We start from the raw sequence: 15,872 nt of genomic DNA, 5'->3' as shown, positions 1-15,872 counted from the left end.
CGCGTCAGGCGGCCGCCGCCAGTGTCCGGCTGAGCAGCCATTCGCGCACCCGGGGCACGCTGTCCAGTACGGCCTGGGGCGAACAACCCTCAAGTTCTTTCAGGGTGTGGGCGCCATAAGTCACCCCCAGTCCGTGCACCCCGGCGTTGATCGCCATCTGCAGGTCGTGCGAGGTGTCGCCCACCATCACGACTCGGGCCGGATCGACGTCCAGTTCCTGCATCAGCTCATGCAGCATGCCCGGATGCGGCTTGCTGAAGGTTTCATCGGCGGTACGGGTGGCATCGAACATCGGGCCCAGGCCGGTTGCGGCCAGGGCCCGGGTCAGGCCGACGCGGCTCTTGCCCGTGGCCACGGCCAGGCGCACGTTCTGCCCGGCCAGTTCAGCCAGCAGCTCGGGGATGCCGTCGAACAGGCGTAGTTCGGGGTCGCGCAACAGGTAGTGGGTGCGGTAGCGCTCGAGAAAGCGCGGCAGCATCGCCTGGGTCAGCTCGGGCACGGCGCGGCGCAGCGCGCTTTCCAGGGACAGACCAATGACCCAGCTGGCATCCGACGCCGACGGCACGGGCAGTTCCAGGTCGCGGCAGGCGCCCTGGATGGCGGCCACGATGCTGTGCGTGGAATCCATCAGGGTTCCGTCCCAGTCAAAAACGACCAGCGAATACGACATATCAGACCGACTCCAGTTGTTTCAGTATTTTCCGGCACGCGGGCGGCAATTCGGCCGTCAGCGTCATCGGTTCGCCCGTCAGGGGATGGGCCAGGGTCAATTGGTGGGCGTGCAGGAACATCCGGCCAAAGCCCATGCGCGAGAATTCGGCGCGCACCTCGTCATGGCCGTATTTGTCGTCGCCCACAATGGGGAAGCCGCTGGCGGCCAGGTGCACCCGGATCTGGTGGGTACGGCCGGTGCGCAGCTCGGCGTCGACCAGGCTGTAGCGGCCAAAACGCTGTTTGAGGGTGATGATGGTGTGGGCCGTCTGGCCGTCGGGGTCGACCTTGACCCGGCGCTCGCCCGACTGCGTGGTCCATTTGGACAGGCCCAGCTTGATGTGCTGGCGGTCATTGACCCAATCGCCCTCGACCAGCGCAAAGTAGTGCTTGTCGCTGCGCCCTTCGCGCAGCATGGCGTGCAGGGCCAGCAGCGCGCTGCGCTTCTTGGCCACCATGAGCAGGCCGGACGTCTCGCGGTCAAGGCGGTGCACCAATTCCAGGAACTTGGCCTCGGGGCGGGCGGCGCGCAACTGCTCGATGACGCCGAACGACACGCCGCTGCCACCATGGACGGCCACGCCGGCGGGCTTGTCCACCACCAGCATCGCGTCGTCTTCGAACACGATGGGGAATTCCGCGGCGGGCACCGGCTTGGGCGTGCCCGGATCCGGCAGCCGCAGCGGCGGAATGCGGACCATGTCGCCCTCCACTACGCGGTAGTCGGCCGAGATGCGTCCCTTGTTTACCCGCACCTCGCCGCCTCGGATGGCCTTGTAGATATGGGTTTTGGGGACGCCCTTGCACAGGCGCATCAGGTAATTGTCCAGGCGCTGGCCGGCATGCTCGGCGCCGACCTCCACCATGCGGACGGAAGGGGGTGCCATAGGGGAGGAAGTTTCTTTGCGCATTGCGGAAAGCGACATATAATCGGGACAGCCTTAAGGGGCTGAATCAGCCGCTGGCGTAGAGATGCAACTCAAGTACGCAACTCCGTCGAGCGCGTGGGCCGCCATTGTACTGCCTGCTCATTCAACCCCTGGGTCATTTGGTCGCCGGCGCAACCGCGCCCTGCCGGATAGTGGTGTGGCATTCATTTTGCCCGCTGTCCCAGCAGGTCCGTTGCATGCCGCAAGCGGCTTGAAGCACTGCAAGAATCGTCGCATATTTAAAGCACCAGCTGCGTGTAGGCAACCAATCCGACCGCAACTGCCGTTCACAGCACATTTCCGTCAAACCACATTCAGTGAAGCTGACCCTCCTGCTGAAAGAACCCCGTGCCCCACGGCACGACGTGCCCGCCTGACCCGCGGCGGATACGCCTGGGCGCCGCCCAGGTACGGTCCGCATCTTCTTGCCCGCTTCAGCCGCAGCCCGAGTGGCCCGAGGTCACGCGCCGATATCGGCGCGTCATGACAACGGAGAAACCCTCTCATGAAGCGCATGCTGTTCAATGCGACGCACCAGGAAGAATTACGCGTCGCTATCGTCGATGGGCAAAAACTCATCGACCTCGACATCGAGACTGCCGGCCGCGAACAACGCAAAGGCAACATCTACAAAGGTGTCATCACCCGGATCGAACCCGGCCTTGAAGCGTGCTTCGTCAACTACGGCGAAGACCGCCACGGCTTTCTTCCTTTCAAGGAAGTGGCCCGCAGCTTCTTCAAGGAAGGCGTCGACGTCCGCACCGCCCGCATCCAGGACGCCCTGCGCGAAGGCCAGGAACTGATCGTCCAGGTCGAAAAAGAAGAACGCGGCAACAAGGGCGCTGCCCTGACCACGTTCATCTCGCTGGCCGGCCGTTACCTGGTCCTGATGCCCAACAACCCCCGTGGCGGTGGCGTTTCGCGCCGCGTCGAGGGCGAAGATCGCCAGGAACTGCGCGACACGATGGAGCAGCTCGATCTGCCCCAGGGCATGAGCATCATCGCCCGCACCGCCGGTATCGGCCGCAACGTCGAAGAGCTCCAGTGGGACTTGTCCTACCTGTTGCAACTCTGGACGGCCATCGACGGCGCCGCGCGCGACAATTCCGCGCCCATCCTGATCTACCTGGAATCCAGCCTGGTCATCCGGGCCATCCGCGACTACTTCTCGCCTGAAATCGGCGAAATCCTGATCGACACGGACGAAATCGCCGACCAGGCGACCGCGTTCATGAGCGTCGTGATGCCGGACAACGTCCAGCGCGTGAAGCGCTACCGCGACGATATCCCGCTGTTCTCGCGCTTCCAGATCGAACACCAGATCGAAACGGCCTATTCGCGCACGGTCACGCTGCCCTCGGGCGGCGCCATCGTCATCGACCACACCGAAGCCCTGGTTTCCGTGGACGTCAACTCGGCCCGTTCGACCCGTGGCGCCGACATCGAGGAAACCGCCCTGCGGACCAACTCGGAAGCCGCCGACGAAGTGGCCCGCCAGCTGCGCTTGCGCGACCTGGGCGGCCTGATCGTCATCGACTTCATCGACATGGAAGACAGCAAGAACCAGCGCGCCGTCGAACAGCGCCTGCGTGATGCTCTCCATTTCGACCGCGCCCGCGTCCAGATGGGCAAGATCTCGCGCTTCGGCCTGATGGAACTGTCGCGCCAGCGCCTGCGTCCGGCCCTGAACGAAGGCTCGCATATCACCTGCCCGCGCTGCAACGGCACCGGCGTGATCCGCGACGCCGAGTCCAGCGCGCTGCACGTCCTGCGCCTGCTGCAGGAAGAAGCCATGAAGGAAAACACCGCGGCGGTCCACGCCCAGGTGCCGGTCGACGTGGCAACCTACCTGCTGAACGAAAAGCGCGCCGACATCACCAAGATGGAAGCCCGCCTGAAGGTCAACCTGATGCTGATCCCCAACAAGCATCTCGAGACCCCGCACCACCACATCGAGCGCCTGCGCCACGACGATCCGCGCCTGGAAGAGCTGAAGACCAGCTTCGAGCTGGTCGAAGCCCCGGCCACCGACGCTCCCTGGCAGCCGCGCGAAAGCGAAGTCAAGGCCCGTCCCGAAGCGCTGGTCAAGGGCATCACGCCCTCGCAGCCCGCCCCCGTGTCGACGCCCGCTCCGGCGCCCGCCCCCGTGGCGGCCCAAGCCCAGTCGGGCGGCCTTGGCGGCCTGTTCAAGCGCCTGGTCGGCTGGCTGACCGGCAACGCCGAACCCGCCAAGACGGCACCCGCCGCCCAGGAAGACACGAGCGCCAAGCGCGCCTCGTCGTCGCGCGGCGGCAAGGGCCGTAGCGGCCACGACGGCCAGGAACGCCGTGGCGAACGCCATGGTTCCGACCGTAACCGCAACCGCCGCGGCGAAGCCCGCACCGAAGGCGCCGAGGGCAGCGAAGGCGGCCGCCACCACATCCGTGGCAACCGCCGCCCCGAAGGCGAACGCGGCGAGCGCCAGGAACGTGGCGAACGCAACAACCGCAACGAGCGTGGCGATCGCGCCGAACGCGACCAGGCCGTACAGACCGCGCAAGCGTCGAACCGCCCGGACGTCGCCGTGGACGCCAACGGCGATGACGCCGGCGCCGGCCGCAACCGCCGCCGCGGCCGTGGCCGCAACCGCCGCGAAGAAGGCCAGTCCGATGCGCCGATGAGCGAACAGGAAAGCATGGTCGCCGCGCTGGCCCAGACGGTTGCCACTGCCCTGCCTGAAACCAAGCAGCCCGCCGACGTGACGGCCGAGCAAGCCGAAGCCGCCGAGCAGTCCGCCGATGGCGTGCCGGTTTCCGCCGAAGGCGCCGAAGCCGGCGCCGATCCGGAACGCAAGCGCCGCCGCCGCCGCAGCCGTCGTGGCCGCCGCAGCCAGGAAGAATCCGGCGTGGCAGGCAGCGACGAGCAACTGGACGACGGTTCGGACGACGACACCGGCGAGTCGGCCGAGGCCGAGGCCGTGACCACGGCCCCCGCAGCCGCCCCGGCCCAAGCGCCCCAGGCCGACACCCAGCACGCCCCGGCGCAAGCCCAGGCCACGCAAGTCGAAGCCCCCCCGGTTGAGGCTTCGGCCCCAGCCCTGGCTGAACAAGCCCCCGCTCCGGTGGCTGCTCCGGCAGCGCCGGTCGCCGAGCCCGTGGTTCAACAGCCCGCGCAGACCGCGGCGCCCGTTACCACCCAGCCGGTGGCCGTCGAGCCCGCCAGCCAGGTTTCCGAGCCGGCCGCGCCTGTCGCGGCGCCGGTGGAAGCTGCTGCCGCCGAACCGGTCGTGCCCCCCGTCGTGACGGCGCCGGCCGAACCCGTGACCACGTCGGCCCCGGCCGTCGAGACGCCCGCGCCGGTCGCAGCGCCCGTGGCTGCCGCCCCGGCAGCCCCGGCCAGCGCCCAGCCCATCGTGGTGCCGGCAACGGCGCCCTCGGCCAAGGCTCAAGCCCTGCACGACGTGGTGAACGCCGCCGGCCTGCAATGGGTGGAAACCGACCCCGAGCGCCACGCTCAGACGCAGGTACGCATCGCTGCCGCGCACACGCCGGTCCGCCTGGGCCGCGAGCGCAAGCCGGTGGCCACGGTGTCGAACGAACCCCTGGTTCAGGTCGAAACCCGCCACTAAGCCGCAACGCGCAAGCAAAAACCCCCATCACTCGATGGGGGTTTTTTTTGTGCTGGCGGTTCATGGCCGGCGCCCTGCCCTGTTGCCATCGTGGCGGCGCCTCTGCCCAGGCCCCGCCACGGCGATAGCCGCCGTGAAAGTGCGGGCCAAAAAAAAACCCTCGTCGCCGAGGGTTTTGATCCAGCCGATCCGTGTGGGATCAGAACTGGTACGTGTACGTCAGCTGGACCATGTCCAGGCCCGGGTTCGGGCGCTTGATGCTGGCGTTGGAGAAGTGCGAGTAGCGCACGCCGATACGGTTGTTCGGCGTCAGCAGGAAACCCGCGCCGATGTGGTCGCCGAACTGGAAGGCCGTGCTGATGTTTTCGTTGGCGAAACGGGTGCTGGAGAAGACCGTGGCGCCGATACCGGCTTCGAGGTAGAAGCGCTCGCCCGTCCACCAGCGGAACATCGGGATGGCATTCAGTTGCCAGACGTGGCCCGGCGTACGGCCGCCGTCAGCCCACCAGTACGACGCGCCGAGTTCGGGCGTGAGGTCGAGCCGGCCCCAGTTGCCGCCGAATTGGTACGTCCAGACCGATGCGGTTTCGTAGTTGAGCGTGAAGCGCTGGTAGTGGTCGCCAACACCATAGTGCATGCTCACCCCACCCTGGGTGCCTTCGGACGACTGCGCGCTGGCAAAAGTGGCGACGCCGGCCAGGGCCAAACCGACAAGGCGAGTAAGCATTTTCTTCTTCGTCGACTGCATTGGGTGTTGCTCCGTATTTTGTTGGGAATAAGTGTCTCGGTAATATTCACGAGCTTTTTTCCGGTACTGCACAACATAGCAAAAACCGGGCCAGAAGGCTCGCAATGTGTCGCAATATGGCAACAAACAACATGGAAAACACTGTTCCGCCGAACAAGCGAAATCAGCGTGTCATGGCCTGGCTGACAAGCTCATGAAAACGCCGCCTGCACACGGGTGTGGGGGCGGCGTTTTGTCGCTACGTCATCCAGGCCGGCAAGGCGTGGATGACCAAGGCGGGACGATCAGGCGGCGGTGACGACGTCGGCCGGCTGGTTGTTCAGCAGCGCCAGCAGGCGAGCAATTTCCTCGCGCAGCTGACGACGGTCGACCACCATGTCGATGGCGCCCTTTTGCAGCAGGAACTCGGCGCGCTGGAAGCCTTCGGGCAGCTTTTCGCGCACGGTCTGTTCGATCACGCGCGGGCCGGCAAAACCGATCAGCGCCTTGGGTTCAGCGATGACCACGTCGCCCATGAAGGCGAAGCTGGCCGATACGCCGCCCATGGTCGGGTCGGTCAGCACGCTGATGAACGGCAGGCCGGCGGCCGACAGGCGCGTCAGCATGGCGTTGGTCTTGGCCATCTGCATGAGCGACAGCAGGCTTTCCTGCATGCGCGCGCCACCCGAGGCGGCCACGCAGATGAAGGGCGTCTTGTTGTCCAGCGCCGCCTGGGCGCCGCGCGCGAAGCGCTCGCCCACCACAGAACCCATGGATCCGCCCATGAATTCGAATTCAAAGCAGGCCAGCGTGGCCGGCACGCCACGGATGGAGCCGCTGACGACCACCAGCGCATCGGTTTCACCGGTTTGCTTGACGGCTTCCTGCAGGCGCTCGGGGTACTTGCGGGTGTCTTTGAACTTCAGCGTGTCGACCGAACGCGTGGTCTGGCCGATTTCGACCCGGCCTTCGAGATCGAGCAGCGAATCGACACGGGCACGGGCCCCGATGCGCATGTGGTGATCGCACTTGGGGCAGACGTGCAGGTTGGCCGCCAGGTCTTCGCTGTACAGCACCGTTTCGCACGACGGGCATTTCACCCACAGGCCTTCGGGCACGCGGCGGGCGCCGCTGTCGCTGGTCTTGTTGATGCGAGGAGGCAGGAGTTTTTCGATCCAGCTCATTGATTTTTCATCCCGTTAGGAGGTCGCGCCAAGCCGCTCAGGCTGACGCGTTTTGTCGTTTTACTTGATCCAGCGCTTGCCGGATGGTGCGCAGCCAGCCGCCGGCGGCGGCGACTGCGGCGTCGGTTTGTTGGGCCGCGGGGACGTTCGCCACCGCCTGCTCCATGGTTTCAATCAGTTTGCTTCCGATGACGACAGCGTCGGCCACGCCGGCCACGCGTTGCGCGCTTTCGGCATCGCGGATGCCGAAGCCCACGCCCACCGGAATGTCGCGCACGTGGCGGCGGATGACGGCCACGCGTTCAGCCACATCGTCGGTGTTGAGCGAGCCGGCGCCCGTCACGCCCTTGAGCGAGACGTAGTAGACGTAGCCGCGGGCCACCTTGGCGACGGCCTGGATGCGGCTGTCGGTGGAGGTGGGGGCCAGCAGGAAGATCGGGGCAATGCCGTGGCGGCCGAGGGTTTCGGCGAATTCGACGATTTCCTCGGGCGGATAGTCGACCACCAGGACGCCGTCGACACCGGCCGCTTCGGCGCGGCGGGCGAATTCGGCCTGGCCCATGCGTTCGATGGGATTGGCGTAGCCCATCAGCACCACGGGCGTGTCGGCATCTTGCTGGCGGAAGTCGGCGACCAGTTCAAGCACGCGGCCCAGGCCTACGCCGTGGGCGATGGCGCGATCGGCGGCGCGCTGGATCACGGGGCCATCGGCCATGGGATCGGAGAACGGCACGCCCAGTTCGAGGATGTCGGCGCCGGCCTGGACCAGCGCGTGCATCAGCGGCACGGTGGCAGCCGGCGACGGATCGCCTGCCGCGATGTAGGGAATCAGCGCCGCGGCGCGGCCGGATTCGGCGGTGCGCGCAAAGGCGGCGGCGATGCGATCAGAGCGAGTTGTCGTCATGTTAGAGCTCGATACCGGCACGTTCGGCGACGGTATGCATGTCTTTGTCGCCACGGCCCGACAGGTTGACCAGGATGACGGCGTCGCGCGGCAGCGTGGCGGCCATTTTCACGGCCTGGGCGATGGCGTGCGAAGATTCCAGCGCCGGCATGATGCCTTCGATGCGGCAGCAGTCGTGGAAAGCCTGCAGGGCTTCGTCGTCGGTGATGCCGACGTATTCGGCGCGGCCGGAATCCTTCAGCCAGGCATGCTCGGGGCCGACGCCGGGGTAATCCAGCCCGGCCGAGACCGAGTGGGTTTCCTGGACCTGGCCGTCGGCATCCTGCATGACGTAGGTACGGTTGCCGTGCAGCACGCCGACCTGGCCGGCCGCCAACGACGCGGCGTGCTTGCCGCTGTCCATGCCCTCGCCCGCCGCTTCGACACCGATCAGGCGCACGTTTTCGTAGGGAATGTAGGGGTGGAAGATGCCCATGGCGTTGGAGCCGCCGCCCACCGCCGCCACGACGTAGTCGGGCTGGCGGCCGATGGCTTCGGGCATCTGCGTCAGGCATTCGTTGCCGATGACGGTCTGGAAGTCGCGCACCATGCGGGGATAGGGGTCGGGACCCGCCACCGTGCCGATGATGTAGAACGTATTTTCGATGTTGGTGACCCAGTCGCGCATCGCTTCGTTGAGCGCGTCTTTCAGGGTGCGCGAGCCGGACGTGACCGGAACGACCTTGGCGCCCAACAGCTTCATGCGGTAGACGTTCGAGGCCTGGCGGCGGATGTCTTCGCTGCCCATGTAGACCACGCATTCCATGCCGTAGCGGGCGGCCACGGTGGCCGAGGCCACGCCGTGCTGGCCGGCGCCGGTTTCGGCGATGACGCGGGGCTTGCCCATGCGCTTGGCCAGCAGGGCCTGGCCGATGCAGTTGTTGACCTTGTGCGCGCCGGTGTGGTTCAGGTCTTCGCGCTTGAACCAGATCTGTGCGCCGCCGACCAGGTCCGACCAACGGCGGGCATGGTAGACGGGGCTGGGACGGCCCACGAAATGCTTGAGTTCGTAGTTGAACTCTTCCAGGAAGGCGGGATCGACACGGTAATGGTCATAGGCCGCGCGCAGCTCGTCGAGCGCGTGCATCAGCGTTTCCGCCACGAAAACACCGCCATAAGGGCCGAAATGGCCCTGGGCATCCGGAAAGTCGTAAGGTTTCACCAAGCATCTCCCCCGGTATCGCGGCAGACCACTGCCAGCCGCAAATCCGGTTTGCAACCCGTCATTTTACCTGACGCGGGCGGCGGCGGGGGTGCGCCCCGCCGCCCCCAGGCGCGTCAGAGCGACTGCCCCAGGCGGCGCAGGAAGGTTTCGCACGACGCCAGCTGATCCAGCGCGACGAACTCGTTGGGCTTGTGGGCCTGTTCGATGTGGCCGGGGCCGCAGACCACCGTGGGGATGCCGATGCCCTGGAACAGGCCGGCCTCGGTGCCATAGGCCACCTTGCGGGTGGCGCGGTCTTCGGTCAGGGCGCGCACCAGCTGGGTGATGGCGGCTTCTTCCGAGGCTTCCAGGGCGGGAGCAGCGGCGCCCGTCTCGATCTCGATGCTGGCGCCGTCGAATTCGGCCTTCATGCGCGGCAGGAGCTCATCGCGCACGTATTTTTCGACTTCTGCCTGGATCTCATCTGGCTGCATGCCCGGCAGGTTGCGGAATTCGTAGGTGAATTCGCACAGCTCGGGAATGGTGTTGACCGCGATGCCGCCACGGATCTGGTTGGTCGTCATGGTGGAAAACGGCACGTCGTAGAACTGGTCGTACGGGCCGTTGGCCTTGAAGCTGTCGGCCAGGTCGCGGATGCGGCAGATCAGGCGGGCGGCGTATTCGATGGCATTGCAGCCGCGCGGGGTCAGCGACGAGTGCGCCGCCTTGCCGTGCACCTTGCAGCGGAACAGGTTAATGCCCTTGTGCGCCACCACCACCTGCATGCCGGTGGGTTCGCCCACCACGCAGCCTTCGGGGCGGATGCCGCGCTCGTGCAGGTCGGCCAGCATGTAGGGCGCGCCGGCGCAGCCGACTTCTTCGTCGTACGAGAACGCCAGGTGGATCGGTTTCTTGCGCGGCATGGCCAGGAATTCCGGCACCAGGGCCAGCGAACCCGCGATGAAGCCCTTCATGTCGCAACTGCCGCGGCCATAGAGCAGGCCGTCTTTCTCGACCAGCTTGAAGGGATCGGTGGCCCACTCCTGGCCATCCACGGGCACCACGTCGGTGTGGCCCGACAGGACGATGCCGCCTTGCAGGCCGCCGTCTTGCGCCGGCAGGGTGGCGAACAGATTGGCCTTGGTACGCTCGGGATTGTGCGCCAGCCACGCATCGACGCCGTGGCCCTTGAGCCAATCGCGGACGGTTTCGATGAGGGCAAGATTGGAATTGCGGCTGGTGGTGTCAAAGCCGACCAGCGTCTCCAGCCAGGTGCGCGCGTTCATGTAGCAACTCTCTTGGGGAAAAAGAGGAGTGTAAAGCCAGGACGCGCCGGCGTCGCGGCGCCAGGCCCGGGCCTGGGCATAGAATGTCGCCCTTCAAAGCAAAAGCCCCCCAAGGAGAACCCGTGCAGCACAAAGCAGTTCCCACGCGCAATATCGTGGCGGCAGTCATCGGCAACGCCCTCGAATGGTATGACTTCCTGGTGTTCGCGTTCATGACGCCGATCATCTCGAAGCTGTTCTTCCCGACGGATCCCAGCGTGCCCGGCAGCGAGCTGAACGCGATCCTGATGACCACGGCGATCTTCGGCGTCGGCTTCTTCATGCGCCCGGTCGGCGGCATCATCCTGGGCATGTACGGCGACAAGAAGGGCCGCAAGGCGGCCATGGTGCTGGTGACCTCGCTGATGGCGGTGTCCATTGCGCTGATCACCGTGGCACCCACTTACCACGCCGCAGGCATCCTGGCGCCGATCTTCATCCTGATCGCGCGGCTGCTGCAGGGTTTTTCGGCCGGCGGTGAATTCGGCACCTCGACCGCCCTGCTGATCGAGATGGCGCCCAACGGCAAGCGCGGCTTCTATGGGTCGTGGCAGATGGCTGGCCAGATGCTGGCGCTGCTGATCGGCGCAGCCTGCGGCACGCTGATCACCGAGTTCTTCACCCAGGAACAGATCGCCGCGTGGGCCTGGCGCCTGCCGTTCGCCTTCGGCCTGGTGATTGTGCCGATCGCCATCTATATCCGCCGCAACATCGACGAAACCGACGCCTTCAAGCAGATGAAGGAAGAAGAGCGCCAGGCCGCCGCACGCGGCGAGGTGCAGCGCCTGAGCCTGGTGGACATGGTGCGCACGCACACCCGCGAAACGCTGATCGGCGTGGGGCTGGTGGTGACGGCAACGGTGTCGATCTACATCACCTTCACGTACCTGGTGACCTATTCGACCCAGATCCTGAAGCTGCCGCTGAACCAGACCTTCCTGGTGCAGATGGCCGGCGCCGCGTTGATGGTGCTGCTGACGCCGTTCATGGGCGCCTGGTCCGACCGCGTCGGCCGCCGCCCGATCGTGATCGGTTCGCTGATCGGCTACCTGGTGGTGCTGTATCCGCTGTACTACTGGCTGTCGGACGCCCCGTCGATCGCCCGCCTGCTGACGGTGCAGATCGTGGTGTGCTTCTTCGTGTCGGCCTTCTTCGGCGTGTTCAGTACGGTGATGGCCGAGCTGTTCCCGGCGCGGGTGCGTTCGGTGGGCCTGTCGCTGGCCTATAACGTGGCCGTGATGATCTTCGGCGGCTTCGCACAGTTCATCGTGACCTGGCTGATCAAGACCACCGGTTCGCCGATGGCCCCGGCCTACTACGTGATGTTCGGCGTGGCATTGGGCCTGGTGGCGTCGTTCTACATGCGCGACCGCGCGCACGAGCGGCTGGACCACTGATACGGCGGCGGGCGCTTCGCAACCCGCGAGTTGCGGGGCGCTGCGACCGGCCCGGGCGACCGGCCCGGCCGGTTCCGCCCCGCTAGCGGCGCACTGCCGACGACACGCCCGGCACCTCGGCCAGCGCATCGAGCGCACGGGCCAGCGATTCGCCGCCGCGCACTTCCACCGTGAACACCATGTGGGCCAGCGACTGCCGGCTTTGCGTGTTCACACCCACCACGTTCAGCCGCAAGCGCGCAAAGACTTCGGACAGGTCCCGCAAGAGGCCCGAGCGGTCGTGCGCGCGCACGCTGATGTCGACAGGATAGTAAGTATCCGCCGGGGTCTCGCCCCAGGCCACTTCGATGACCCGTTCGGGTTCGCGGGCGGCCAGCGCCAGGTAGCTGTGGCAATCGCTGCGGTGGATCGACACGCCGCGGCCGCGGGTGACGAAGCCGGCAATGGCATCGGGCGGCGCGGGGCGGCAGCAACGTGCCAGCTGGGTGAGCAACGAGCCCACGCCCACCACCAGCACGCCGCTCTTGCCGCTTTTCTCGGCGCTGCCCGCGCTGGCGTGGCGCAGGGCGGCCGGCTGCGGCTCGACGGCCGGCGCCGGCGCCTGGAACACGGCGTCGATCTGGCGCAGGCTGAACTCTTCCTTGGCGGCGGCGACGTACAGGTCGTCCGCCCGGGCGAAACCCAGGTTCTGCGCCAGCTGTTCCAGGTTGACGGCGGTCTTGCCCAGCCGCTGCAATTCCTTTTCGACCAGCGCCTGGCCCTGGGTGATGCGTTGCTGCAGTTCGATGGCGTTGAACCACATGCGCACCTTGGCGCGAGCCCGCGGACTGGCCAGGAAACCCAATTGTGGATTGAGCCAGTCACGCGACGGGCCGCCGGACTTGGCCGAGATGATCTCGACCGTCTGGCCGGTGGCCAGGCGCGTCTGCAGCGGCACCATCTGGCCGTCGACGCGGGCGCCGCGGCAGCGATGACCCAGGTCGGTATGCAAGTGATAGGCGAAGTCGACCGGCGTGGCGCCGGCCGGCAGTTCGATCACGCGGGCCTGCGGCGTCAGCACGTAGATGCGTTCGTCCGAAGGCGCGGGCTCGGCGGCCACGTGACGGCCCTTGCCGCCTGCGCTCCGGCCCGATGCCGGCTTGCCCGCTTCCGGTTTGGCGGCATCCGCCTTGGCCGCGTCGGCGCCGTCAGCGGCCGGCGCGTCGCCGGATTCGACATCGCTGTTCCAGGCCAGCAGCTGACGCATCCAGGCCAGTTGCCGGTCGTATTCGCTGGACGCGGCCACCTGGCCGCCCTTGGCGCCGGCCTCTTTGTAGCGCCAGTGCGCGGCCATGCCGTATTCGGCGAACTGGTGCATCTCGCGCGTGCGGATCTGCACTTCGAACGGGCGGCCGTCATCGTCGGCCACCACGGTATGCAGCGATCGGTAGCCGTTGGGCTTGGGCCGCGAGATGTAGTCATCGAACTCGTTGGACAAGGGCGTCCACATCTCGTGCACCATGCCCAGCGCCGTGTAGCAGGCACGCACGTCTTCCACGATGATGCGCAGGGCGCGCAGGTCGTACATCTGCGCGAAGTCCAGCCGCTTGACCCGCATCTTGTTCCAGATGCTGTAGATGTGCTTGGGCCGGCCACTGACCTCGGCCTCGATGCCATGCCTGGCCAGCGCCGCCTGCACCCGTTCGATGGCGCCGGCAATGAAGGCCTCGCGCTCGACCCGTTTTTCTTCGAGCAGGCGTGCGATCTGCTTGTACTTGTCCGGTTCGAGAAAGCGGAAGGCCAGGTCTTCCATTTCCCATTTGATCTGCCAGATGCCCAGCCGGTTGGCCAGGGGCGCGTACAGGTCCAGGGTTTCGCGGGCGAACGCGATCGAGCACGGCGTCTTGCTTTCAGCGTGCCAGCGCAAGGTCTGCAGCCGGGAGGCCAGGCGCATCAGCACGATGCGCAGGTCGGCCGCCATGGCCAGCAGCATCTTGCGCTGCATTTCCTTCTGGCTGCCGCTTTCGGCTTCGGCGTCGCTGGCCTGGCGCGCCACCACACCCAGGCGCAACAGGGCCCGCGTGCCCTGCACCAGCCGGGCCACTTCGGCACCGAAGGCGGCCGCGACCGGATCGTTGCGCAAGGCGGGCGCCGGCACGGTCAGGTCCGTGGGCAAGGCGGCCAGCAAGGCGGCGGCGCGGGTGGCCGAATCGGTATGCAGGCCCGCCAGGATCCGCACGACGCCGGCGCCATGCGAGGCCAGCGGCTCGCCGGTCAGCGCCTGTTGGCCCTCGAAGCGGGGAACCGACCAGGCCACTGCCTGGTCGATAAGCGCAAGGCCGTCGGCGTCGAGGCCCGAACCCGCCTCCTGTCGCCAGGAAGCGTCGAAAGGCAAAGGCGCGTCGAGTACAGGCGGGGCGGACATCGCGGACGTATTGCGGGGTGGGAATGGAAGATTCCGACACTCTACACTAGGAAACAAGTACGGAAACCCCGGCAACGCCCGGACATATATAGAAGGAACCCAAGCTTATGTTGCGCTGGCTCAAGGGCCGGGGAGCAAACCCGTCGGAGGTGGCGGAAATGCAGGCCCGGATCGATCCCGACCTCTGGCGGCAGGTGCTGCAGACCCATCCGTTCCTGGCGGCGCTGGACGCTGACGAGACCGCCCAGTTGCTGGCGCGGTCGGCCTGGCTGCTGGCCAGCAAGACGATCAACGGCGCGCAGGGGCTGGAAGTGACCGACTTCATGCGCCTGTCGATCGCCGCCCAGGCCAGCCTGCCGATCCTGAACCTGACGCCCAAGCTGTACGAAGGCTGGGACGAGATCATCGTCTACCCCGCCGGGTTCCGCATCCCGCGCAAGCGCCTGGACGAAGACGGCGTGATGCACGAGTACGTCGAGGACGCGGCCGGCGAAGCCTGGGAAGGCGGTCCGCTGGTGCTGTCCTGGGAAGACGCGCTGCTGTCCGAAGGCGGCTTCAATGTGGTGATCCACGAATTCGCGCACAAGCTGGACCTGCAATCGGGCTTTGCCGACGGCATGCCGTCGCTGGCGGCGCACGGCGACCTGAAGCCGCGCGACTGGCGCCGCATCCTGGACGACAGCCTGGACCGTTTCATCGCCGCCGTGGACGCCGTGGAAGCGGCCATTCCGCACGACGTGGATCCCGAAAGCGAGGCGGCCGACGCCTGGTACGGCCAACTGCCGCTGGACCCGTATGCGGCGACCGATGAAGCCGAATTCTTTGCGGTCAGCTCCGAGCACTTCTTCGTTGACCCCTACCCCATGTCCGAAGCCCTGCCCGAATGGTTCGGCCTGCTGCAGGCCTACTACCGCCAGGACACCCTGAGGCGCTATCCGTGAAGCAACTGCTGATCGTCTGGCACTCGCGCACCGGCGCGGCCCGGCAGATGGCCGAGGCCGCCGCCCGTGGCGCCGCCGCAGCCGCCACGCTGCTTGAGCAGCCGGACGAGCTGGCCGTGGTCCTGCGCCCCGCGCGGGACGCCGGGGTGGACGAGATACTGGCCAGCGACGGATTCCTCTTCTGCGCCCCCGAAAACCTGGCCAGCCTGAGCGGCGAGATGAAGGAATGCTTCGACCGCTGCTACTACGGCGTGCTCGATCGCATCGCGGGCCGGCCGTACGCCTGCCTGATCAGCGCCGGCAGCGACGGCTCGGGCGCCGCCCGCCAGGTCGAGCGCATCTGCACCGGCTGGCGCTTGCGCGCGGCGGCGCCGCCGCTGATCGTCAACCTGGGCGCGCAGACGCCGCAGCAGATCGCGGCCCCCAAGACCGTGGCGCCCGTCGACCTGGCGCGCTGCGAGGAAGCCGGCGGCCTGCTGGCCGGCCTGCTGCTGACCGCCGGCTAGCCCATGCCGGCGCGCCCGTTGCGTCGTTGAACGGCAGCGACATGGCCCGCGCTG

The 15,872-nt window shown here is 66.9% G+C and carries 12 protein-coding genes; 4 read left to right on the top strand and 8 right to left on the bottom strand.

The genetic code is table 11. The features are described from left to right. Window positions 1-4: 4 nt before the first annotated feature. Window positions 5-670, bottom strand: coding sequence for an HAD family hydrolase (locus U858_RS0110535; RefSeq protein ID WP_025137120.1), 666 nt, complete (start codon window positions 668-670; stop codon window positions 5-7). Between the two features lies 1 nt (window position 671). Next, window positions 672-1,637 carry an RluA family pseudouridine synthase gene (locus tag U858_RS0110530; RefSeq protein WP_025137119.1) on the bottom strand — a complete coding sequence of 322 codons (966 nt, stop codon included), beginning with the start codon at window positions 1,635-1,637 and terminating at the stop codon, window positions 672-674. Between the two features lie 508 nt (window positions 1,638-2,145). Between U858_RS0110530 and U858_RS0110525 the strand changes: the two genes are divergently transcribed. Continuing rightward, complete coding sequence (locus U858_RS0110525) at window positions 2,146-5,247, top strand: Rne/Rng family ribonuclease (RefSeq protein WP_025137118.1); 3,102 nt, start codon at window positions 2,146-2,148, stop codon at window positions 5,245-5,247. 199 nt (window positions 5,248-5,446) lie between these two features. Here U858_RS0110525 and U858_RS0110520 read toward each other — a convergent pair whose 3' ends face one another. The 5 genes from U858_RS0110520 to argE form a co-directional block, all read right to left on the bottom strand. Then, window positions 5,447-5,995, bottom strand: a complete 549-nt coding sequence (locus U858_RS0110520) for an acyloxyacyl hydrolase (RefSeq protein WP_025137117.1) — start codon at window positions 5,993-5,995, stop codon at window positions 5,447-5,449. 284 nt (window positions 5,996-6,279) lie between these two features. Further along, window positions 6,280-7,158 carry an acetyl-CoA carboxylase, carboxyltransferase subunit beta gene (gene accD / locus U858_RS0110515; RefSeq protein ID WP_025137116.1) on the bottom strand — a complete coding sequence of 293 codons (879 nt, stop codon included), beginning with the start codon at window positions 7,156-7,158 and terminating at the stop codon, window positions 6,280-6,282. A 37-nt stretch (window positions 7,159-7,195) separates the two neighbouring features. Then, window positions 7,196-8,062, bottom strand: coding sequence for a tryptophan synthase subunit alpha (trpA, locus tag U858_RS0110510; RefSeq protein ID WP_025137115.1), 867 nt, complete (start codon window positions 8,060-8,062; stop codon window positions 7,196-7,198). A gap of 1 nt (window position 8,063) precedes the next feature. Further along, window positions 8,064-9,263 carry a tryptophan synthase subunit beta gene (gene trpB, locus U858_RS0110505; RefSeq protein WP_025137114.1) on the bottom strand — a complete coding sequence of 400 codons (1,200 nt, stop codon included), beginning with the start codon at window positions 9,261-9,263 and terminating at the stop codon, window positions 8,064-8,066. 116 nt (window positions 9,264-9,379) lie between these two features. Further along, complete coding sequence (gene argE, locus U858_RS0110500) at window positions 9,380-10,531, bottom strand: acetylornithine deacetylase (protein WP_025137113.1); 1,152 nt, start codon at window positions 10,529-10,531, stop codon at window positions 9,380-9,382. A 122-nt stretch (window positions 10,532-10,653) separates the two neighbouring features. Here argE and U858_RS0110495 point away from each other — a divergent pair, with 122 nt between their 5' ends. Further along, window positions 10,654-11,967, top strand: coding sequence for an MFS transporter (locus U858_RS0110495; protein WP_025137112.1), 1,314 nt, complete (start codon window positions 10,654-10,656; stop codon window positions 11,965-11,967). A gap of 82 nt (window positions 11,968-12,049) precedes the next feature. On the opposite strand, the gene U858_RS0110490 is transcribed toward U858_RS0110495, so the two are convergent. Then, on the bottom strand, window positions 12,050-14,371 hold the full coding sequence (locus U858_RS0110490) for a bifunctional (p)ppGpp synthetase/guanosine-3',5'-bis(diphosphate) 3'-pyrophosphohydrolase (protein WP_025137111.1): 2,322 nt from the start codon (window positions 14,369-14,371) through the stop codon (window positions 12,050-12,052). Window positions 14,372-14,478: 107 nt separating this feature from the next. Between U858_RS0110490 and U858_RS0110485 the strand changes: the two genes are divergently transcribed. Together U858_RS0110485 and U858_RS0110480 are read left to right on the top strand one after the other, a co-directional pair. Further along, window positions 14,479-15,312, top strand: coding sequence for a zinc-dependent peptidase (locus U858_RS0110485; protein ID WP_025137110.1), 834 nt, complete (start codon window positions 14,479-14,481; stop codon window positions 15,310-15,312). Further along, the gene (locus U858_RS0110480) at window positions 15,309-15,818 is read left to right on the top strand and encodes an NAD(P)H-dependent oxidoreductase (RefSeq protein ID WP_025137109.1); all 510 of its coding nucleotides are present in this window, start codon (window positions 15,309-15,311) and stop codon (window positions 15,816-15,818) included. The genes U858_RS0110485 and U858_RS0110480 overlap by 4 nt, the downstream gene beginning before the upstream one ends. Window positions 15,819-15,872: the final 54 nt, after the last annotated feature.

Origin of the sequence: Achromobacter sp. DH1f, from assembly GCF_000633435.1 — a bacterium.
Taxonomy (GTDB): Bacteria; Pseudomonadota; Gammaproteobacteria; order Burkholderiales; family Burkholderiaceae_B; genus Achromobacter; species Achromobacter deleyi.
Note: the sequence above shows the minus strand (reverse complement) of the source record. Positions and strands in the feature narration are given on the sequence as shown.